The organism is Endozoicomonas sp. OPT23, from assembly GCF_009653635.1.
Lineage (GTDB): Bacteria > Pseudomonadota > Gammaproteobacteria > Pseudomonadales > Endozoicomonadaceae > Endozoicomonas_A.
This window is the reverse complement of sequence record NZ_PPFD01000007.1, coordinates 214,558-235,461: the sequence shown is the minus strand read 5'-3', so window position 1 is coordinate 235,461 and position 20,904 is coordinate 214,558. Positions and strand designations below refer to the sequence as shown.

The 20,904-nt window shown below is 48.2% G+C and carries 20 protein-coding genes; 17 read left to right on the top strand and 3 right to left on the bottom strand.

Annotated elements, in window-relative coordinates:
- Window positions 1-2 precede the first annotated feature (2 nt).
- On the bottom strand, window positions 3-1,052 hold the full coding sequence (locus EOPP23_RS17990) for a folate-binding protein YgfZ (protein ID WP_194842667.1): 1,050 nt from the start codon (window positions 1,050-1,052) through the stop codon (window positions 3-5).
- 219 nt (window positions 1,053-1,271) lie between these two features.
- Between EOPP23_RS17990 and EOPP23_RS17985 the strand changes: the two genes are divergently transcribed.
- Both EOPP23_RS17985 and EOPP23_RS17980 read left to right on the top strand, forming a co-directional pair.
- Window positions 1,272-1,550, top strand: a complete 279-nt coding sequence (locus EOPP23_RS17985; protein ID WP_153767385.1) for a succinate dehydrogenase assembly factor 2 — start codon at window positions 1,272-1,274, stop codon at window positions 1,548-1,550.
- Complete coding sequence (locus tag EOPP23_RS17980; RefSeq protein WP_153767384.1) at window positions 1,510-2,007, top strand: hypothetical protein; 498 nt, start codon at window positions 1,510-1,512, stop codon at window positions 2,005-2,007. Before EOPP23_RS17985 ends, EOPP23_RS17980 begins: the two co-directional genes overlap by 41 nt.
- Before the next feature lie 13 nt (window positions 2,008-2,020).
- Here the strand turns inward: EOPP23_RS17980 and nadB are convergent, their stop codons facing one another.
- Window positions 2,021-3,661 carry an L-aspartate oxidase gene (gene nadB, locus EOPP23_RS17975; protein WP_153767383.1) on the bottom strand — a complete coding sequence of 547 codons (1,641 nt, stop codon included), beginning with the start codon at window positions 3,659-3,661 and terminating at the stop codon, window positions 2,021-2,023.
- Window positions 3,662-4,158: 497 nt separating this feature from the next.
- On the opposite strand from nadB, the gene rpoE reads away from it, so the two are divergent.
- The 13 genes from rpoE to acpS all read left to right on the top strand — a co-directional run bounded on the left by rpoE (window position 4,159) and on the right by acpS (window position 15,471).
- The gene (gene rpoE / locus EOPP23_RS17970) at window positions 4,159-4,743 is read left to right on the top strand and encodes an RNA polymerase sigma factor RpoE (RefSeq protein WP_153767382.1); all 585 of its coding nucleotides are present in this window, start codon (window positions 4,159-4,161) and stop codon (window positions 4,741-4,743) included.
- A gap of 61 nt (window positions 4,744-4,804) precedes the next feature.
- Entirely contained in the window at window positions 4,805-5,491 is a 687-nt protein-coding gene (locus EOPP23_RS17965; RefSeq protein WP_194842666.1) for a sigma-E factor negative regulatory protein, read from the top strand.
- Between the two features lie 5 nt (window positions 5,492-5,496).
- Complete coding sequence (locus EOPP23_RS17960) at window positions 5,497-6,531, top strand: MucB/RseB C-terminal domain-containing protein (RefSeq protein WP_153767380.1); 1,035 nt, start codon at window positions 5,497-5,499, stop codon at window positions 6,529-6,531.
- A complete protein-coding gene (locus tag EOPP23_RS17955; RefSeq protein WP_153767379.1) occupies window positions 6,528-7,004 on the top strand; it encodes a SoxR reducing system RseC family protein in 477 nt (158 codons plus the stop codon). Before EOPP23_RS17960 ends, EOPP23_RS17955 begins: the two co-directional genes overlap by 4 nt.
- A 101-nt stretch (window positions 7,005-7,105) precedes the next feature.
- Window positions 7,106-8,530, top strand: a complete 1,425-nt coding sequence (locus tag EOPP23_RS17950) for a DegQ family serine endoprotease (RefSeq protein WP_153767378.1) — start codon at window positions 7,106-7,108, stop codon at window positions 8,528-8,530.
- Between the two features lie 283 nt (window positions 8,531-8,813).
- On the top strand, window positions 8,814-10,613 hold the full coding sequence (gene lepA / locus EOPP23_RS17945) for a translation elongation factor 4 (RefSeq protein ID WP_370514814.1): 1,800 nt from the start codon (window positions 8,814-8,816) through the stop codon (window positions 10,611-10,613).
- A 101-nt stretch (window positions 10,614-10,714) separates the two neighbouring features.
- Window positions 10,715-11,533, top strand: coding sequence for a signal peptidase I (lepB, locus tag EOPP23_RS17940; protein WP_153767376.1), 819 nt, complete (start codon window positions 10,715-10,717; stop codon window positions 11,531-11,533).
- Window positions 11,534-11,654: 121 nt separating this feature from the next.
- Window positions 11,655-12,026: a DUF4845 domain-containing protein gene (locus EOPP23_RS17935; RefSeq protein WP_153767375.1), complete on the top strand. Its 372-nt coding sequence runs from the start codon at window positions 11,655-11,657 to the stop codon at window positions 12,024-12,026.
- Window positions 12,023-12,712: a ribonuclease III gene (gene rnc, locus EOPP23_RS17930; protein ID WP_370514813.1), complete on the top strand. Its 690-nt coding sequence runs from the start codon at window positions 12,023-12,025 to the stop codon at window positions 12,710-12,712. Before EOPP23_RS17935 ends, rnc begins: the two co-directional genes overlap by 4 nt.
- On the top strand, window positions 12,709-13,638 hold the full coding sequence (gene era / locus EOPP23_RS17925; protein ID WP_153767374.1) for a GTPase Era: 930 nt from the start codon (window positions 12,709-12,711) through the stop codon (window positions 13,636-13,638). The genes rnc and era overlap by 4 nt, the downstream gene beginning before the upstream one ends.
- Complete coding sequence (gene recO / locus EOPP23_RS17920; RefSeq protein ID WP_153767373.1) at window positions 13,638-14,354, top strand: DNA repair protein RecO; 717 nt, start codon at window positions 13,638-13,640, stop codon at window positions 14,352-14,354. Before era ends, recO begins: the two co-directional genes overlap by 1 nt.
- Window positions 14,351-15,097: a pyridoxine 5'-phosphate synthase gene (gene pdxJ / locus EOPP23_RS17915; RefSeq protein ID WP_153767372.1), complete on the top strand. Its 747-nt coding sequence runs from the start codon at window positions 14,351-14,353 to the stop codon at window positions 15,095-15,097. Before recO ends, pdxJ begins: the two co-directional genes overlap by 4 nt.
- Window positions 15,094-15,471, top strand: coding sequence for a holo-ACP synthase (acpS, locus tag EOPP23_RS17910; protein ID WP_153767371.1), 378 nt, complete (start codon window positions 15,094-15,096; stop codon window positions 15,469-15,471). Before pdxJ ends, acpS begins: the two co-directional genes overlap by 4 nt.
- 82 nt (window positions 15,472-15,553) lie before the next feature.
- On the opposite strand, the gene EOPP23_RS17905 is transcribed toward acpS, so the two are convergent.
- Complete coding sequence (locus tag EOPP23_RS17905; RefSeq protein ID WP_153767370.1) at window positions 15,554-18,313, bottom strand: response regulator; 2,760 nt, start codon at window positions 18,311-18,313, stop codon at window positions 15,554-15,556.
- Between the two features lie 90 nt (window positions 18,314-18,403).
- On the opposite strand from EOPP23_RS17905, the gene cysM reads away from it, so the two are divergent.
- The gene (gene cysM, locus EOPP23_RS17900) at window positions 18,404-19,297 is read left to right on the top strand and encodes a cysteine synthase CysM (protein WP_153767369.1); all 894 of its coding nucleotides are present in this window, start codon (window positions 18,404-18,406) and stop codon (window positions 19,295-19,297) included.
- A 128-nt stretch (window positions 19,298-19,425) separates the two neighbouring features.
- Window positions 19,426-20,787, top strand: a complete 1,362-nt coding sequence (gene rlmD / locus EOPP23_RS17895) for a 23S rRNA (uracil(1939)-C(5))-methyltransferase RlmD (RefSeq protein WP_153767368.1) — start codon at window positions 19,426-19,428, stop codon at window positions 20,785-20,787.
- Window positions 20,788-20,904 lie beyond the last annotated feature (117 nt).

Below are 20,904 nucleotides of genomic sequence, written 5' to 3'. Positions count from 1 at the left end.
GTTTATTGCTGAAGCTCGGCTTTAGGATCTATTCCATAAGGCAGGGTATGACAGGTTAGAGGTTGACCTGATTCTGTCTGCACTGTATTGCTTTCTGCAGCGTCAACACGAATAACCGCCAGAAGCTCTGTCGTGTCACTTCTACGAACACAATCAACGACTTCGCCAATCGCTTTTCTTGCTTCGTTGAAGAGTTTAGTGTTGGCTTTCAGCTCCACTGTCTCAGTAGTTGTTAAACGGTAGCAGCGGGTCTTTAGTTGTCCCAGATTCTGCATTCGCGCAACAATTTCCTGACCGGTGTAACATCCTTTACGAAAACTGACACTGCCCAGACTGGGTTGATTAAAGTGTTGTGGAATATAATTCTCGACAACTGCAGGTGTTAGTGCAGGGGTCACTGCTTCTATATCAAGTAAACGCCAGTTTTGCTGATTCGTTGGCGTAAAATGTTTTACCAACTCAGGCCAAAGCTTTGTCAACCTGTCCAGGTTTAACCAGGCTTCGTAGCGCTGACACAGTCCGGCCACTTCCAACAGCCAGCCATTGTCGTCAATCTGAATAGCCTGATTTCCTTCAGGGACGTTGCCAAAGACAGTTGCAACGGCAGATTTGATGTCGCTTCCGGAAAGACCAATACAGTAGAGCTCTTCTTTTTGCTGCAGTTCGGTTTTGAAAAAGACGGCGTACTTGCCAAGATTAGTGCGAGTGGTTTCGGTCAAACCTTCATGCATAGCCATCAGGCAGCTTTCATCTGAAGTTTTCAGCAGGCTGAACTGAGAATACATTCTGCCTTTAGGTGTGCAGACGGTTCCCGTTTGATACTGACCAGTGCTGAGCTTGCTGGTATCGCAGGTGAGTTGTCCCTGAAGAAACTTGAATGTGTCCGGGCCGGCTGATTCAATGATCGCTTTATGGTCAAGAATGCTGAGGGTTGGAGCGTGTCTGTCAGCAGGTTGAGAGTAACCCTCAAAAGCATTTAGTTGTTGCTCTTGATAATGTGCACCCTGTTCAGTGAGAAAATTTTTCAGGTGTTCTTCTCGCTCAGTGATCATAATCATATCTCGAATATTTGGCACTCAGTCTTTTGACTGTCTCGTTTGTCTGCATAATATAGAGTATTGATGGTTTGAACTACTTTCAAAACACCTGTGCAAACTCTCTTATCAGAGATGAAGGTCAACGCTCTCTAATAAACAGCGACTAAAGTCATTCTCGTATTCCGGTAGAACACGTATAATCCTGACCAGAATTATCAAGGGAGTTTGCCCAGAATGTTAAGCAATGACGATTTCAAACGTCTGCAATGGCACAGTCGGCGGGGAATGCTGGAGCTGGATGTGCTGCTTGAGCCATTCACTAATAAGGTTTTCAAATCACTGTCTGAGCAGGATCAGCAGGGATATATGAAGCTGATTGATTGTGAAGATCCGGATCTGTTTGGCTGGTTTATGAGTGACAACAGACCGGAAGATCCGCAGCTCAGCCGTCTGGTTGATCTGGTCTTGGGGCATGCCCGTGGCAACCTGCCAAAGACACTTGTCAGCGAATGATCAGTTGATTGAGGTACGGGCAGGTTTCTCTGTCCGTCACTTACTTTTTTTTATTTTCCTTTCTTTTTTTGCCCTGCTGGCTGTCTGGTTGTCGGGTACTCCATGGTTTGTGAAGCTGATAGCTTCTTTAATTCTTTCTGTATGTAGCAGGCACTATTATTCTGCTGAAATTTGCAAGAAGCATTACCGTGCAATCACTTCAGTTCGATATCACAAAGGGGTTTGGCATGCTTTCTATGGCAATGGCTGGCACAGAGTCTGGTTGAAGGGGGAGCGACTGGTATTGCCTGAACTGATGTCGTTAGGTTTTGTGGATGAAAAGGGAAAAGGTGGACTGAGGATTAATTTGTTTGCGGATTCAGACAGCTCTGAATCTATGCACGCGTTAAGGCTGAGGTTGCTGCTGGAAAGGGAACAGAAAAAAGGCAGTCAAATGACTGCCTCAAAGTATCAATAGACGGTCGTGACAGCTACGAGCCTAGTGGAGTGAAATCCAGAGCCACTTGTTTATTGAAGTTTTTAGGCGTCAGCACAGTTTCCCCGGGGGCATCATCAGTCAGTGGGTAATCTACATTGTAATGAAGACCTCTCGACTCTTTCCGCTCCAGCGCACTGTCGATAATCAGCTCGGAAACCTGAGCGAGGTTCCTCAACTCAATCAAATCATTACTGATTTTAAAGTGATTATAGAAGTCATTGATCTCATATTGCAGCAGGTTAACTCTGTTCTTCGCACGCTGTAGGCGTTTATTAGTGCGAACTATGCCAACATAGTCCCACATAAATCGACGCAGCTCGTCCCAGTTATGGGAGATAACAACATTCTCGTCAGCATCAGACACCTGGCTGTCATCCCAGCAAGGGATATCCATGACAGCAGTCTCTTGATTAGCGGCGCTGTTGATCTTTTGGGCACAGCTTCTGGCAGCAACAAAGCACTCCAGTAATGAATTACTGGCCAGACGGTTAGCACCATGCAGCCCTGTATATGTACACTCGCCGATGGCAAACAGGCCGGGAATATCGGTCTGTCCCTGTTCGTCTACCAGAACGCCACCACAGGTGTAGTGAGCAGCAGGCACCACCGGAATAGGCTCTTTGGTGATGTCGATACCATAGCCAAGGCAACGCTCATGAATCATAGGGAAATGTGACTTGATAAAGTCAGCAGGCTTATGGCTGATGTCCAGGAACAGGCAATCTGCTCCGAGTTTCTTCATCTCATGGTCAATGGCTCTGGCAACAATATCTCTGGGTGCCAGTTCGGCGCGATGGTCATAGTCTTTCATGAATTGACTGCCATCGGCTCTGACCAAACGACCACCTTCACCTCTGACCGCTTCAGAAATAAGGAAGGATTTAGCTTTAGGGTGATAAAGACCAGTAGGATGGAATTGATTGAATTCCATATTGGCTACACGGCAGCCTGAACGCCATGCCATGGCAATGCCGTCACCGCTGGCCCCGTCGGTGTTGCTGGTAAACAGGTAAGCCTTGCTGGCACCACCAGTAGCAATAATGGTGTTGTTGCCTTTGAATACTTTGACCTGATCAGATTTGATATCAAGAGCATACAGACCTGCACAGTATTGTTCAGGTAAGCCCAGTTTTTGGGCGGTAATCAAATCTATTGCCAGATGGTGTTCGTACAGGTCGATGTTACTGGCCTGCCGTGCTCTGGCAACCAGTGTTTCAGAAATGGCGCGCCCGGTTGCGTCGGCGGCGTGGATAATTCGTCGTTCAGAATGGCCGCCTTCACGGGTCAGATGAAATTCAAATCCGGATGAATCCTGATCAGGCGTAAAGGGTACGCCCTGATCAATCAACCATTGAATGCTTTCCTGACCGTGTTCGACAATATGTTCTACGGCTTCTTTTCGACAGAGCCCGGCACCTGCAATCAAGGTGTCCTTAATATGCTGGTGTGGGCTGTCTTTGGTCTGGTCAAGAACAGCGGCTACACCACCTTGAGCGCCATAAGTGGAGCCGGCAGAAAGGTAGCCCTTGCTGAGCACGGCTACCCTTAAGCTGGAGTTAAGATGAAGGGCAAGAGTCAGGCCTGCGGCACCGCTGCCAATAATTACTGCGTCATACTGATGGTGCTGAAGCATTTAGTTTTCACTGCTCCTGTCTGGCCAGACAAGCGACTGCTCACATAATCTTCTTGGATGTGAGTTAGAACAGGCGATTGGCTGGACTCTGTCTGAATGTACGGCACTTTGGCGATAGCGAGCTTTCTTTCTTTCGAGTTTCGCTACACTGCTAAAGCCATACAATGGTTTGCCGATGGTTGCTACGAAGATCGTTCTTCACAGGTGATCCAAACATCGGGAAATGCGGCCAAGTATATAGAATTTATGGCCAGCACTATAGTACGCTGTGATGATCCGAATCAGTTTTCAGTAAGGCTGTAATAATTTTTTCAAAACGTTCGGGAACTTTTTGGCCAAGACATGGTCTATATAAATGCAGAAAGAATTTGCGCCGCTGACAAAAGCTGTCAGGAGAGCATTGTAAGCTGTAACGGAGGCATCAAGCGCCGTAACAGTCTAGCAGCTGCTCATTCCGAGGTGGGTTTGCGTGCCAGTAGTGAGGGGAGGGAGCTCCCATGGTAGAGCATCCACAGTCGGACCAGCATCTTGTTGAGCGCGTGCAGAAAGGTGACAAGCAAGCCTTTGATCTGCTGGTGATCAAGTACCAACATCGCATTCTTGGTCTGGTAGGCAGTTATGTATCTGACTATCAGGAAGTACAGGATGTCGCTCAGGAAGCTTTTATTAAGGCTTTCAGAGCCATAGAGAAGTTTAGGGGAGACAGTTCATTCTATACCTGGTTGTATCGAATCGCTGTCAATACTGCCAAGAACCACCTGGTATCAAAGGGCAGAAAGCTTCCAGAGTCTGACATAGATGTACACGATGCCGATTTTCTGGATTCCGCTGCCTCATTGAGAGTGGTCGACACCCCTGAACGTAATCTGTACCGCGATGAAATCGAGCGCGTCATTCACGATGTTATTCGACGCCTGCCCGATGAACTGCGTACTGCGGTCATGCTGAGAGAGTTTGATGGGCTCAGCTACGACGAGATTGCCAATGTGATGGATTGCCCGGTGGGTACCGTAAGATCGCGAATCTTCCGTGCCAGGGAAGCTATCGACAAAGAGGTTGAGCCACTGTTGCGTCGTGGCTGATCAGTTTTCAATAACCGGTATCTTTATATAAGCCGGACGAATAGAAACCAGAGGTATGCCTATGAGTGAGAAGTCATCTCACAATCATGCCGAAGAACGGCTCAGGGAATCTCTATCCGCTGCAATGGATGGAGAGGCCAGTGAGCTGGAAATGAGGCGTGTGCTCGACAGGCTCGGTAACGATGACGAGTTGAGAGATACAGCAAGGCGATACCAGATGGCAGGCGATATGATTCGCCATGAAGCTACTGGCTTTATGAGTATCGATCTCTCCGCAGGTATTCGTGAACAGCTGAAAGATGAGACTGTCAGCACGGACACCAATCATTCGACTGTGTCAGAAAAAGCGGACAGTAAAGTTGTCACCCTGTTTAACCGTTTCTGGGAACGTACCGGACAGGTAGCTGTAGCTGCATCTGTTACCTTTGCGGTAATTCTGGGGGTTAAGCAATACAATGCGGAACCTGGCGCTGAATACCTGGCCGATGCTGGCAGTCAGTCAACACTGTATCAGCCCTTTCAGGTTAAGCCTGGCGGTTATGGAGCGTCCTCTATTCAGGCCGGTTATAACTCCAAACAGCATTCCAGTATTTCTTCTGAGCAGTTAGCGCAAGCTCAGGACGTAGCAACCCGGGCGATTAGAGAACGGTTCAGAGCTTATGCACTTCAGCACGCTGAACTCAGTACCATGTACTCGGGGCAGGCCAGTTTACCATTTGCACGACTGACTACTTTTGAGACCCAGTGATTTTTATGAAGGGAATACCCAAAGCCGGAAGGACTCTCGCATCTATCTTTTTCAGTTTTTTTCTGGTTGCCGGTCAGGCATCGGCAACCAGTCAGGCTGATACGCCCGAGCAGTGGCTTGAAGCCATGTCTGATGCCACCAGAAATCTTACCTATCGTGGACACTTTGTTTACCAACAAGGTGCTAATCTGGAAACCCTGAACATTATTCATACCCGTGAAACTGAGAAAGACTCTCAGCGGGAGCTTGAACGTATTCGCTATCAGGACGGTTTACCCAGAGAAATGATTCGTCGTGGTAAAGAAATTGTCTTTGCCACTGCAGGCAGAGAACCAACCCGTTTCGAACACGAATCCTTGATGCCCATGGTGGGGCGTTTCACGGGTAAAGAGTTCAGAAAGTTTTATGATCTGAAACCAGCCTCTCTGGATCGAATTGCCAATCGTGAAGCAGTGCAGTTACTGGTCATTCCTACAGACAGACATCGTCATGGTTACCAGTTATGGCTGGATCGTCGTACAGGGTTAATGCTTAAGTCGGTGATGGTCGATAGTGATGGTCGAATCATGGAACGAATTCAATTTACGGATCTGGAGTTTCCAGAGAAGCTTTCTGAAACTGAATTAACCCAGATGAAAGCGGTCAAGGCTGCTTCGGTCAATGAAAAGCTGGTAAAATTGACCGATGAGGATAACAGGAAACCGGCAGGGTGGAGCTGGAAATCCGGTTGGATTCCTGATGGCTTTAGCTTAAGAAGCCAGAGTCGTAGAAAATCACCGGTCAGTGACCAGACTGTTGATGCAGTAAACTACTCGGATGGACTGGCCAGCTTTTCAATATTTGTCGAGCCCGATGAAACCAGAGTGTTGAGTCAGGCGACCGAGCAAATTGGCAGTATGGCAGCGGTTTCAAAAGTGTTCAGGAGTGACAATAGTTTCTTTCATGTAACTGTTGTTGGTGAGATTCCTCTGGGAACGGCCGAGCGTATTGCAGTTTCAGTACGGCCAGAAGAGCAGAAGCAAACACAGGCAACTAAATGATAGAAGAGCAGGGCCGGGTAGTGGCTGTTGAAGAGGGTACGGTCTGGATTGAAACTGAACGTAAATCCACTTGTTCCAGCTGCAGTGCTAAAAATGGTTGTGGTCAACATCTGGCTGATAAGTATCGCACCAAAAACACACATTCCTATATCAGAGCAACCAGTGCACTGAATCTTGTTGAAGGTTCTTCCGTCGTTGTTGGTATTCCCGAAGCTGCTCTGATGAAAGCGTCGGTGCTTGCCTATCTTTTGCCGCTGCTGTTTATGATGGCGGCAATCTGGGGTGTTAACCTATCTGGAATGCATGAGTTGGTGGCTATCCCTGCTGCCCTTGCTGGACTGACTCTTGGTTTTGTACCTGCAAAAATCCTGGGTGGCAAAGCCAGTGATATCTGTAAAGTGAAAGTCATCAGACAGGTGGTTCAGCAACATGAGCCTGAGTTGATTCCGGTTCATCAGTCCTGGTCTGTCTGACGATTAATTAATAATTCCAACAATCCGCTAAACCTATTATTTTCATTCATAGTTCGATCTATTCGTGCACATGTTGAGGAATGTAAGGAGAAGTCACTTTTATGAACAGAATTAACTTTCTCTTCAGAAGCTTTTTTAGCTTACTGGCGATGTCGTTTATGACCCTTCAGCTGGCCAGTGCCGCCAGTGAGCTGCCCAATTTTGCTCAGCTGTTTGAAGATAACTCACCGGCTGTGGTGAACATCAGTACTTTGGCGTCCCCCAAAAGCAGGGGGGCTCAGATGTATGGTCCTGGTGGTGAAGAAATTCCTGAAATTTTCCGCCGCTATTTTGGTATCCCAATGCCGGATGCGCCTTCCGGTAAACCGCAACCAGCGTCTTTAGGTTCCGGTTTTATTGTTTCAAAAGACGGTTATATCCTGACCAATAATCATGTGGTGGAAGGTGCGGATAAAATTATTGTTCGCCTTCACGATCGCAGTGAGAAGGTGGCAGAGTTGATTGGTTCTGACAAGCGCTCTGATCTTGCGCTGCTGAAGATTGAAACTAAAAACAGCCTGCCTGTCGTTAAAATGGGAAACTCGGAAAAGATCAAACCTGGTGAATGGGTTGCAGCGATCGGTTCACCCTTTAACTTCGAGTACTCCATCACCAAAGGTATTGTCAGCGCGCTGAACAGAAGTCTGCCAAGCGATGCTTATGTGCCTTTTATTCAGACTGATGTCCCCATCAATCCCGGTAACAGTGGTGGGCCACTGTTTAATATGAAGGGCGAAGTGATTGGTATTAATTCCCAGATCTTTACCCGTTCCGGCGGCTTTATGGGGCTTTCCTTTGCAATTCCGGCCGAGCATGTTGAGTGGGCAGTCGCACAGCTGAAAGAAAAAGGTCATGTGACTCGTGGTTGGCTGGGTGTGGGTATTCAGGAAGTCGATCGTGATCTGGCAGAATCCTTTGATCTTGGCAAGCCTATGGGTGCCCTGGTTACTCAAATTGTACCTGGTGGTCCGGCTGACAAATCCAAGCTTCAGCCTGGTGATATTATCGTGAAGGTTGATGGTCGCGAGATCATCCGCTCCAGCACTCTGCCTATGGCCATCGGTACTATTACTCCAGGTGATAAAGCCGAGATCGTGCTGATTCGTCAGGGCAAGAAAAAAACTATTAACGTTGAAGTCGGTGAGCTGCCGGATGAAATGGGTCAGACTCCAGAGCGCCCCCAGCAGAAGACCAAGGGTAAAAACCGCTTAGGTATTCAGGCTGAAGACCTGAACGACGATTATCGTAACAAGCTGCGTTTGACTGAAAATGTCAAAGGTGTGGTTGTAACAGGTATTACCTCCGGTGTTGGACGAAATATTGGCTTGCGCCAGGGTGATGTTATTACTGATCTTAACAATACCCGTGTCGATAGCATCAAAGAATTCGGCAAGGTTGTAGCTGACCTACCGAAGAATCGCTCGATTTCCATGCGGGTGATTCGAGGTGGTCAGTCCGGTTATATCTCGTTTCGACTGAGTGAGTAACCAGACCAGTACCCGGACATACGAATTTATGGGCTGTTTGGCCACCGTAGGCGTCAAACAGTCATTTACTATTCAAGTATGTATGTCTTATACACTTATTCAGGCGATGGGCTGCCGGCAGGGGTGAAGTGATGCGATGAATGCTGTAGAATTTCTTTTATTTACAGCAGGTTCTCAGCGATTTTGACCAGATAATCGACCTACCTGCCAATTGAACCTATGTCCCCGCAACTGAGATTGATCTCTGAGCGGGGACTACTTTTTTGTAGTGAAGCAAATAATTGTGAGCGACTTAAGTCATATCCGTAACTTTTCGATCATTGCCCATATCGACCATGGCAAATCGACTATTGCTGACCGCTTTATCCAGACCTGCGAAGGTCTGAGTGATCGTGAGATGCAGGCTCAGGTTCTGGATTCCATGGACATTGAGCGTGAGCGCGGCATTACCATCAAGGCTCAGAGCGTTACTCTGGACTATAAAGCCAATGACGGTAAAATCTACCAGCTGAACTTTATCGATACTCCGGGACACGTAGACTTTTCCTATGAAGTGTCTCGTTCCCTGTCTGCCTGTGAAGGCGCACTGCTGGTGGTGGATGCGGCTCAGGGTGTTGAAGCCCAATCCGTAGCCAACTGCTATACCGCCATCGAACAGGGTCTGGAAGTAATGCCTGTGCTCAACAAGATGGATCTGCCGCAGGCAGAGCCGGAGCGCGTTGCCCAGGAAATTGAAGAAATTATTGGTATTGATGCCCATGATGCGGTTCGCTGTTCAGCAAAGAGCGGTCTCGGTATTGAGGATGTTCTGAACCGACTGATTGAAACCATACCGGCACCGGAAGGTGATATTGAAGGTGATCTTCAGGCGCTGATCATCGACTCCTGGTTTGATAACTACCTTGGCATTGTTTCCCTGGTTCGTGTCAAGAATGGTTCTCTGCGTAAGGGTGACAAGATTCTGGTGAAATCCACCGGCCTGACCTATGGCGTCGATAATGTGGGTATCTTTACCCCAAAAATGAATGCTACCGGTGAGCTGAAAGCGGGTGAAGTGGGTTATGTTATCGCTGGTATCAAGGACATTCATGGTGCTCCAGTCGGTGATACGCTGACTCGCGCAAAGACGCCTGATGTTGATGTGCTGCCAGGATTTCAAAAGGTTAAACCGCAGGTTTATGCCGGTCTGTTCCCGGTAAGTTCCGATGACTTCGAGAACTTCCGTGAAGCGCTGGAAAAGCTTAGCCTGAACGATGCTTCCCTGTTCTATGAACCAGAAAGTAGTGATGCGCTGGGCTTTGGTTTCCGCTGTGGTTTCCTTGGTATGCTGCACATGGAGATCATTCAGGAACGACTGGAGCGTGAGTACGACCTTGATCTGATTACTACAGCTCCAACGGTAATTTACGAAGTCGAATTGAAGAACGGTGATGTGATTGAGGTGGATAACCCGTCACGCCTGCCAGATCCATCGACCTATGAAGAAGTTCGTGAGCCGATTGTTCAGGCTAACATTCTGGTACCTCAGGAATATCTGGGTAATGTTATTACCCTGTGTGTTGAGCGGCGTGGTGTTCAGAAGGATATGCAGTTTACTGGCAGTCAGGTGGCTATCACCTATGATATGCCAATGAACGAAGTAGTACTGGATTTCTTTGATCGCCTGAAGTCGGTTAGCCGTGGTTTTGCTTCTCTGGATTACAGTTTTGATCGTTTTCAGGCAGCCAATATGGCGAAGCTGGATGTACTGATCAACGGTGAAAAGGTCGATGCTCTGGCACTGATTACTCACCGTGATCACGCGATCAGCCGTGGCCGTTCACTGGCAGAGAAAATGAAAGAGATTATTCCACGTCAGATGTTTGATGTTGCCATTCAGGCGGCCATTGGTGGACAGATCTGTGCCCGTACCACAGTTAAAGCCCTTCGTAAGAATGTAACTGCGAAGTGTTACGGTGGTGATGCTTCCCGTAAACGTAAACTGCTGGAAAAGCAGAAAGCGGGTAAGAAGCGTATGAAACAGGTGGGTCGTGTGGAAATTCCACAGGAAGCTTTCCTGGCTGTACTGAAGGTTGATAAGTAATTCAACAGGTGAATGGATTTACCCTTTGACTGCGGGCTGGTATCAACCGGCTCGTAATCTAATAACAGGTAAACTGAAAACAGATTCGAGAACAAACAACTATGGATATTAATTTTCCTTTGCTGTTGGTGCTTGCGGTATTGATTACCGGCCTGATAGCACTGTTTGACCGACTGGTACTGAAGCCAAAGCGTCGTGCGGCGGTTGCTACCTATAAGTCAGGTGCCGGACAGTCATTTGATCAGGGTGCTGCCGACAGTCTTGAACGTGAGCTAGGTATTGTTGAAACCGCCAAGTCGGTTTTTCCTGTATTAGCGCTGGTGCTGGTGCTGCGTTCTTTCCTGTTTGAACCTTTCCAGATTCCATCCGGTTCGATGATTCCAACCTTGCAGATTGGCGATTTTATTCTGGTGAATAAATACGACTACGGTCTTCGTCTGCCAGTGCTGGGTACCAAGGTTGTATCGGTGAATGACCCGAAGCCTGGTGATGTTATGGTGTTCAAGGAACCAAGAAATCCGAACATCAATTTCATCAAGCGGGTTATTGGTGTGCCAGGTGATCGCATCAGCTACAAGAACAAGCAGCTGGTGATTAATGGTGAGCCTGTTAAAGAAGAGTTTACTGCCCAGCTAAGAGACAGTTCGGGCAGCTACAAGCTGTTTAATGAAACCATCGATGGCAAGGTTCATACCATCCGCAAGGATAATGGTTTGCTGCGTCGTGATGCTGAAGGCAGCTGGATGATTCCTGAAGGTTACTACTTTATGATGGGTGATAACCGTGATCATTCCAATGACAGCCGTTATTGGGGCTTAGTCCCTGAGAAAAATATTGTTGGTAAAGCGGTTTATATCTGGATGCACTGGCCAAGCTGGAAACAGATTCCCAACTTTAAAAATAATGGCACAATAGAGTAACCTGATAACGAGACGTTGCCCGTATGGTTTCGGGCAATCAGAAAACCACTTTCAGCTCTATCCACAGAGCAGTAAGTGGTTTTGCTGTTTAAGATACAGAGCGAATAAAGGGAGCAGGCAAATGGCTTTGCGAAAACAGAAAGGATTATCCACTCTGGGTTTGCTGGTAACTATACTGGTACTCGGTTTTGTCGTAATGCTGGGCATGAAAATGAGCCCTGTTTATCTTGATGATTACGCAGTAGCCAAGGTGCTTAAATCCCTGGATAACCGCCCCGGCATCTCTGAGGCTTCCCGCTCGGAAGTGCGTGAGTGGGTGCAGAAGGGTTTGAGCACCAATCGAATTGATTTAAGCCGGGATGAACTGAAAATAACCCGGGACCGTAAGGACGGTGTGAGCGTCGATATCAACTACGAACGTCGTATGCACCTGATGTACAACGTAGATCTTGTTTTAACTTTTAAACATTACTGGAATGCTGAATCTCAGTGAAGACTGATGAACTTGCCCGCCTCGAAAAGCGGCTGGGCTACACCTTTAAAGATCGCAGCCGGCTTGAGCTGGCTCTGACCCATCGCAGCTGCGGCAGTCGCAATAATGAACGTCTGGAATTTCTCGGCGATTCGATTGTGAACTTTGTGATTGCCGAAGCTCTGTTTGAGCAATTTCCTGAAGCCCGAGAAGGCCAGTTGAGTCGCTTGCGAGCCCGTATGGTACGCGGTGTTACTCTGGCTGAAATTGGTCGTGAGTTTGTATTGAGCGATTGCCTGCGCCTTGGTTCTGGTGAACTCAAGAGCGGTGGTTTTCGTCGTGAATCCATACTTGCCGACGCAGTAGAAGCCATTATTGGTGCTATCTACCTTGATGCCGGAATGGAAGTTTGCCGCGAACGAATTCGCAGCTGGTTTACCGATCGCTTGGCTGGTTTGTCTGCAACCGACAACCAGAACAAGGATCCGAAAACCCGCTTGCAGGAGTTCCTGCAGTCGAGGCAGAACCCATTACCCAAGTATCAGGTCACCCATATTGAAGGTGATGCCCATGATCAGGTGTTTACCGTCATCTGTGAATTGGAAAGCCCTGAACTGAATGCTGAAGGCAAAGGTTCAAGTCGTCGTGGCGCCGAACAACAGGCCGCCCGTTTTGCTTTGGAAAAGCTCGGAGTAGAGAGTGCATGAACGCAGAAGTATCTGAAACCTCCGATGTTACCCGTTGTGGCTATGTCGCGATTGTCGGCCGTCCTAATGTCGGCAAATCGACCCTGCTGAACCATATTCTGGGTCAGAAGCTGTCGATCACTTCACGACGTCCGCAGACTACCCGCCACCAGGTGCTGGGTATCAAGACTGAAAACAATACCCAGACGATCTTTGTAGATACTCCGGGTATGCACAAGGTCGAAAAGCGTGCCATTAACCGCTACATGAACCGTGCTGCCACCAGTGCCCTGACCGGTATTGATGCAGTGGTCTTTGTGATTGATCGTCTGCAGTGGACGGAAGAAGATCAGCTGGTTCTGAATAAACTCAGTCATTTGAAATGCCCGGTTATTCTGGCACTGAACAAGGTAGACCGTGTTCAGGACAAAGCTGAAATGATGCCGTTTCTGCAGGAAATTGCCGCCAAACGTGACTTTAAAGCTATCATGCCTCTGTCTGCTCTGAATGGTCACAATCTGAAAGAATTGGAAGTTCTGATTGATGATCTGATGCCGGAAGGTATTCACTTCTTCCCGGAAGATCAGATCACTGACCGCAGCTCCCGCTTTATGGCGGCTGAACTGGTGCGTGAGAAAATCATGCGTCAGCTGGGTGATGAGCTGCCTTATGAAATGACCGTTGAAGTGGAAGAGTTCCAGCACGAAATGCGTCCGAAAGGTCCATTGCTGACCATCAGTGCAGTGATTCTGGTTGAACGTCCAAGTCAGAAAGCTATTGTGATTGGAGATAAAGGCTCTCGCTTGAGACAGATTGGTCAGGATGCCCGTCTTGATATGGAGAAGATGTTTGATTCCAAGATCATGCTGAATCTCTGGGTCAAGGTTAAAGGTGGCTGGTCTGATGATGATCGTGCCCTGAAAAGCCTGGGATACGATTTCAGCTGATGACTACACTGAGCGCAGCCTGGTTGCTGCACAGCAGACCTTACAAGGAGCGCTCAGTGATTGCAGAATATCTGGTGAAAGATCATGGTCGTGTGGCGATGGTCGTTCAGGGTGTTCGCAAAACACGTTCCCGTTCCGCTCATTTAATTCAACCTTTTACCTCCTCACTGGTCAGCTGGCGGGGCAGGGGAGAGTTGAAGTCACAAACTTCCAGTGAATTATCCCGCTCAGTTCAACTAACAGGTAAAGCGCTTTATTGTGGTTTTTATCTTAATGAGCTGATGTTAAGAGCGGTTCTTCCTGGCCAGCAGCTTGATGGTTTATTTGAGCTTTATGAGTGGATTCTCGATAAGCTCTCGCAAGCCAGTCAGCTGGAACCTGTGTTGAGGCTTTTTGAGCTGGAACTACTTGAGGTTACTGGTTATCTGCCAGACCTTGGGCATAGCGCTGCCGATGGCGTTCCATTGGCTGCGGATTGCTTTTACAGATTCAGTCCTAATCGGGGACTGTTGCCAGTGTATAAAAATGCAGCTACAGAAAGTTGTTTTTCTGGTGCATTATTGCTGGCTCTGGCTAACAGGGACTTTAGCCAGCCTGAATACTTTCAGGGCTATAAACAATTTACCCGTCGGGCTTTGCTGCCTTTGGTGGGCAATAAACCATTCAAAAGCCGGGAGCTATTCCGGGCGAGCTCCAAGGAGAAGTCAGCGTCATGATTCCTCATAAAAGAATCCTGCTGGGTGTGAACATCGACCATATTGCTACGGTACGACAGGCTCGTGGCATTGATTATCCTGATCCGGTGCAGGCGGCTATTGAAGCTGAGCAGGCGGGTGCGGATGGTATTACTCTGCACTTGCGGGAAGATCGCCGTCATATTCAGGATCGTGATGTCATCATATTGAGTGATGTTCTGCAGACTCGAATGAATCTCGAAATGGCGGTCACTGAAGAAATGCTGGCCATTGCTGAAGAAGTAAAACCTCATGCAGTCTGTCTGGTGCCGGAAAAGCGTGAAGAGCTGACCACAGAGGGCGGTCTTAATGTTGCAGGTCAACTGCCTTCTATCAAGAACGCCTGTGAGCGTTTAGCGGAAGCGGGCTCTGAAGTATCGCTGTTTATTGATCCTGATCAGGAGCAGATTGCAGCAGCAGTTGAGGCAGGTGCTCCCGTTATTGAACTACACACCGGTGCTTATGCTGAAGCGGAGACCGCAGAGCAATATCAGTACGAGCTGGATCGCCTTAAACAAGCCACAGAGTTTGCCCTGTCAAAAGGTTTAATTGTGAATGCAGGTCATGGCCTGAATTATCAAAACGTTGAACCTATTGCAGCTATTTCTGGTATTAATGAATTGAATATCGGTCATTCAATTATTGCGCGAGCACTCTTTACTGGCTTGAAAGACGCGGTAAAAGAGATGAAAGCTCTGATGCTTGGAGCTGCCGAGAAGCGATGATTGCGGGCATTGGTACTGATATCGTCAGGATTGATCGTATCCAGAAAGCGCTGGATCGATCCGGCGAGCGTTTTGCTCGTCGAATTCTGACAGAAACAGAAATGCAGACGTTTGAACAGTCAGGTTTAAAAGCCTCATGGCTGGCCAAGCGATTCGCTGCCAAAGAGGCCGCTTCAAAAGCATTGGGGACTGGGATCGGTAAGGTAAGCTTTCAGGATCTGGAGGTGAGCAATAATGAAGCGGGTGCTCCTTTGATGACTTTTCTTGGTAATGCTGGAGCTTTGCAGGAAGAGCGTGGGATCTCAGCGATTCACTTGAGTCTTTCTGATGAGGTTGACTCTGCTGTCGCTTTTGTCGTGCTTGAAATAAACTGATCACGCTGTAAAAAAACGGGTATTTATAGTCCAGCTCATTCGTTTAAATGAAGCAGGTTGAAATAAATACCCGTCGCTACCTTTATCCAGTCAGTTCTGGCTGATCTTTTCTGGCTTTGTCGCTGCGCTTTTTTTGCCATTCGATGAGTCGAATTATGGCTTTAGCCACCTTTTTTACCTGTTGCTGAAGTGCAGGTGAGTTAAGGCTATCGACCTTCTTGAGACTGTTTTCCAGCGTGTAACAGGCCTGCTTTAATTCAGGAGCTGCACAATATTGGCAGGCTCCATGCAATCGATGAACCCGCTCTAATAATGCTTTTTGATCTCCCTCCTGAAAACTTCCGGTAATGATTCGTAAGTCATCAGGCAAAGCACTGAGCATCATACCCAGCATTTCTTCTGCCAGTTCACGATTGCCTCCTGTCAGCTTAATGCTTGCGGCAAGATCAATAGGACTCGATTTATCCGTTGAAAGGTTTTTTATCTGGGACTGATTCTGATTTTCAATCCGGCTGCCTGTCCAGTGGCTGATGGTATTGATCAGTTGTTTTTTGTTAACCGGCTTGGTCATATAGTCATCCATGCCACTTTGCAGAATCTGCTTGCGCTCTTCGGGCAGTGCGTGGGCAGTAATGGCTATAACCGGGGTTTTGGCGTAAACATTGTTGATCTGGCGTATTTCCTGAGTGGTTTTCAGACCATCTTTGCCCGGCATCTGTACGTCCATCAGAATCAGGTCAAACTGTTTTGATTTACACAGTTCCAGTGCCTGGAAACCATCGCTGGCGGTACTGACGGATAATTCCAGGTTGTTGAGAATGGTTGCCAGCAGTTTAAGGTTTACCGGGTGGTCGTCTACTGCCAGTATCTCCAGTTTTTTGGTGAACTGATAGTTAACCGGGAGATTGGCAGCGACTGTCTGAACCTGCTTGTGACTGGATAGCTGTTCGAGAGTTCTCTTCAGTTTATTAAACGACAGTGGTTTTAATAATGGGTGAACATTGTCTGGCAGGCTTTCCGGGTAATGATTGTGCTCGTGGGCAAGAGCTAAAACAAGGATTGGGCACGCCTGACTCATGCTCTTTGCCTGGCTTAAGGTCTGGATCAGGTTTTCCTCACCCTGGCCTAACAAGATCAGCTGAGGCGTCGTGTTCTTCTGAACGTGGCTTTCAAGGCTGGTGAAATGATCAAACTGGTTGATTTGTAAACCCAGGTGCTGGAGCTGATGACCGATAGAGAGACGTGTCAGTTCCTGGGGTTCGCAGAGCAGTACTTGCTTGAAGGGGGCCTTTAATTGCTTGTGCTCGGAACTGCTGTCGGCCAGTCGTGTACGTATGGTAAACCAGAATACCGAGCCTCTTCCCAGGTCAGAATCCAGACCGATTTCGCCGTTCATCTGTTCAACGAGGCTTTTACTGATAGCCAGCCCCAGACCTGTACCGCCAGCTTGACGAGTACGACTTGAGTCAGCTTGAGAAAACGCTTTGAAAATACGGGAGTGTTGTTCGGGGGTTAGACCCGTGCCGGTATCGGTAACGGTAAACTTCAGTGTGTGAATACCATGCTCGTCAGTATTCTCGAGCATAACCCTGACGGCAACACTGCCTGTGCTGGTGAACTTGACGGCATTGCTGACCAGGTTGATCAGAATCTGGGAAAGACGCTGCTTATCCGCAAGAATCTCTTCCGGGGTTTCTTCGTAGAAAAAACTGACCAGTTCCAGAGATTTTTGATGAGCAGCGGGTGCCATAATCGCCAGTGAATCATCAATCACTTCCCGCAGGCAGACTCGTTGATTATCAAGTTCCAGCTTGCCGGCTTCGATACGGGAAAAATCAAGAATATCATTGAGCATGGTCATCAGCCCCTGGGCTGATTTCTCGATGGTACTCATATAATCCCGCTGCTGAGGTTTTAAATCAGACTCAAGCAGTAAGTTGGTGTAACCGGATATACCATTCAGTGGTGTTCTGATTTCGTGGCTCATATTGGCCAGAAATTCACTCTTGCTTCGACTGGCCTCCTGAGCCTCTTTTCTGGCAAGGTCCAGTTCTACGTTCTGAACTTCAATGGTTTCCAGTGTTTCCTGAAGTTCTTCTGTCGAAAGATCAATGTTGCGTTGCAGGTCGTACCAGGATTGTGAGATTCGTGCCAGCATCAGGTTAATCGCGTTTTCGAGGCCTGAGTAAAGCTGCTCGGAATTGCTGTTGAGCTGAGTGCTTTCAAGTCCGGACAGATCTATTTCCCGAATATTCTGGGTAATGTCTGCCAGTGGCGAGAGAATATAACGACAGAGTTTCAGGCAGAGGGAATAGGCCAGGACCAGAGTAAAGGTTAATGCGAGAATTGCCAGCAACATGGCACGGTACTTTTGCAGCCTTATTTCAGCATAAGTCAGCTCTACCTGCACCCAGCCAGTAATATTGACAGAGCCTGAACTGGTGTTGATGACAGGCGCAATAGCTCGTAACGAGTTTTCACCGGAGTAAATGCTAATTCGTTCCGGCAGTGGTTGGTCACCAGTAATAGACAGCATTTTAGGGCCAGCATGCAGGCACTCAAGCCCTTTTTCATCCAGCAGGTTAACAGCGCGAATTTCACTGTCTTCCAGTAGTTGGCTGGCAAGATCCTGAGTACTGTCTTTAAAGCCGGTTTCCATGGTGAAAACGACCAGAGTCGCCATTCGCTGGGCAGTATCTTCTGCCTTGCTGGCAAGGTTCTGATCCAGTTCGGCAAAACGGGCGCACAGATACAAGCTGCACATCATAATCGAGATCAATGCGCCAGGCAGGTAGGCCAGTAACATGATCCGGCGCTTAACCGCCTGTGTGGTGTTTTTCATAGTATTAACTGTGCAGAGAAGAGGGCAATCCTTTATCCTTGGAGATAATAAGAGTTAAACACGTCTTTTGGAAGTTCTGGTTATAAGTACATGACGGATTACCCTACTATTGAAGCCCTGATCGGTAACACTCCGGTTGTGCGGTTGCAGCGTCTTGCCTCGAACAGCAGTAATACCATTCTTCTGAAGCTGGAAGGTAATAACCCGGCAGGTTCTGTCAAAGACCGGCCCGCCTTGTCCATGATAATTGAAGCGGAAGCCAGTGGTCGTATTCAGCCCGGAGATACCCTGATCGAAGCCACTTCCGGCAATACCGGTATTGCTTTGGCCATGGCGGCTGCGATCAAAGGCTATCGCATGATTTTGATCATGCCTGATCACATGAGTGAAGAGCGTCGTGCGGCTATGACAGCCTATGGTGCAGAGCTAAAACTGGTGACCAAGGAATCCGGTATGGAAGGCGCGAGAGATCTGGCTCTTGAACTGCAGGAAGCCGGTGAAGGTAAGGTGCTTAATCAGTTCGCCAATCAGGATAACCCTCTTTCACATTATAAAGGCACAGGGCCTGAAATCTGGCAACAGACGAAAGGTCGTGTGACGCATTTTGTCAGTTCCATGGGGACGACAGGTACTATTATGGGCACGTCCCGGTACCTCAAAGAGCAGAATTCGGATATCGAGATTGTCGGACTTCAGCCCGCTGATGGTGCCAGTATTCCGGGCATACGTCGTTGGCCGAAAGAATACCTGCCGGAGATTTTCGATAGCAGTCGTGTTGATCGTGTCCTGGACATCGGTCAGGAAGAAGCGGAAGAGACCATGAAAGCTCTGGCGCGACAGGAAGGTATTTTCTGTGGTGTCTCTTCTGGTGGTGCTGTAGCTGGAGCCCTGAGGCTGTCTGAAGAAGTAGAGAATGCGACCATCGTCTGCATTATCTGTGATCGTGGTGATCGCTATCTGTCTACAGGTGTTTTTAACGGTTAAGTCACAGTCAGAGTCCAGTTAAAGAACGCTGGATTCTGAACTTCTGCAGGTTATAATTCCCCGCCATATTTTTCACTGTTGTCAGAGAGCTTCTGGCAACAGCGCTTTCCAGTAAAGGACACATCTGCATGCGATCCAGAAGAACTTCTCCAGGCAAGAGCCGCGTAGTAGGAGGGGTAGTAAAAGGAGTCGTTGGAGGAGTTGAAGTGCATGGGCTCTCCCACGACGGTCGTGGACTGGCTAAACAGCACGGTAAAACCATTTTTATCAGTGGTGCTCTGCCTCAGGAAAAAGTGTCGATTCGAGTCACTGAAGATAAACGCCGCTTTACCAGTGCCGAAGTTGTTTCGGTCGAGCAACCTTCAACTGACAGGGTTGAGCCTCCGTGTCCCCATTTTAAGCAGTGTGGCGGTTGCAGCCTTCAATACTGGAGTCACGAGGGACAGCTGCAGGGTAAACAGAGCATTGTTCTCGATCAGTTGCGCCGTTTCTCAAGTCTGACACCGGCAACCTTGTCTGATCCTCTGGTTTCCACGCCTTATGGCTATCGTCATCGTTGTCGACTCTCCATGATCTGGCGTAATAATCAGCTGCAATTCGGTTTCCGACAGCAGCAGAGCAAGCAGATTATTGATATCAGGGAATGTCCGGTACTGGTGGAACCTTTACAGCCATTACTGCCTCTAATTAAGAGTTTATTGCAGACACTGGATAAGAAAACAGCCGTCAGTCATGTAGAGCTGATACAGGCAGACAGTGGCAGAGCGGTACTGTTCAGGCATATAAAGCCTCTTTCTGCTGAGGATCAGGGTAAGCTGGCTACCTTCGCTAAGGATCAGCAGCTGCCGTTCTATCTTCAGCCACAACCTGATCACATCAGCTGCCTTTACTCACCGTCTGATGATCCCTGGCTCTATAACACCCTGCCTGAATTTGATTTAAAACTTCAGTTCCGCCCTGTGGACTTCACTCAAGTTAACTGGCAAATCAACCGTCAGATGATTCTTCAGGCCGTTGACTGGCTGGAGCTGAAAGCGTCTGACAAGGTATTGGACCTGTTCTGCGGGCTGGGCAACTTCACACTGGCTATGGCTCGTAAAGCGGGTCATGTAGTGGGTGTAGAAGGCAGCACTGCCTCGGTTGAGCGAGCAGCCTTTAATGCCAGCCTGAATGCTATCGAAAACACAGCGTTTTATCAGGCTGACCTGGCTGCACTGATTGAGGGCAGTAAAAAAGGCAATGACTGGTTGCTGAACCAATATGATGCACTGGTACTGGATCCACCAAGGGCGGGTGCTAAAGAGATCATAGAGCAGATGGCCGATCGGATACCCGATAAAGTACTCTATATCTCTTGTAACCCTGCCACTCTGGCTCGGGATGCAGGTGTACTGGCAGAGCAGGGCTACAAACTGCAAAGGCTGGGGGTGATGGATATGTTTCCCCAGACCGGTCACGTTGAGTCCATGGCACTGTTCATTAAAGGCTGAAGGTATTAACCTAACCGTTTTACCCATTATCAGCTCAGGTTGTTTTTTGATCATGACTGGCTTCTAAACCGAGAGTGATGGAGCTGTCATGATTTTTGCAAGTTACAGGATCTCGAT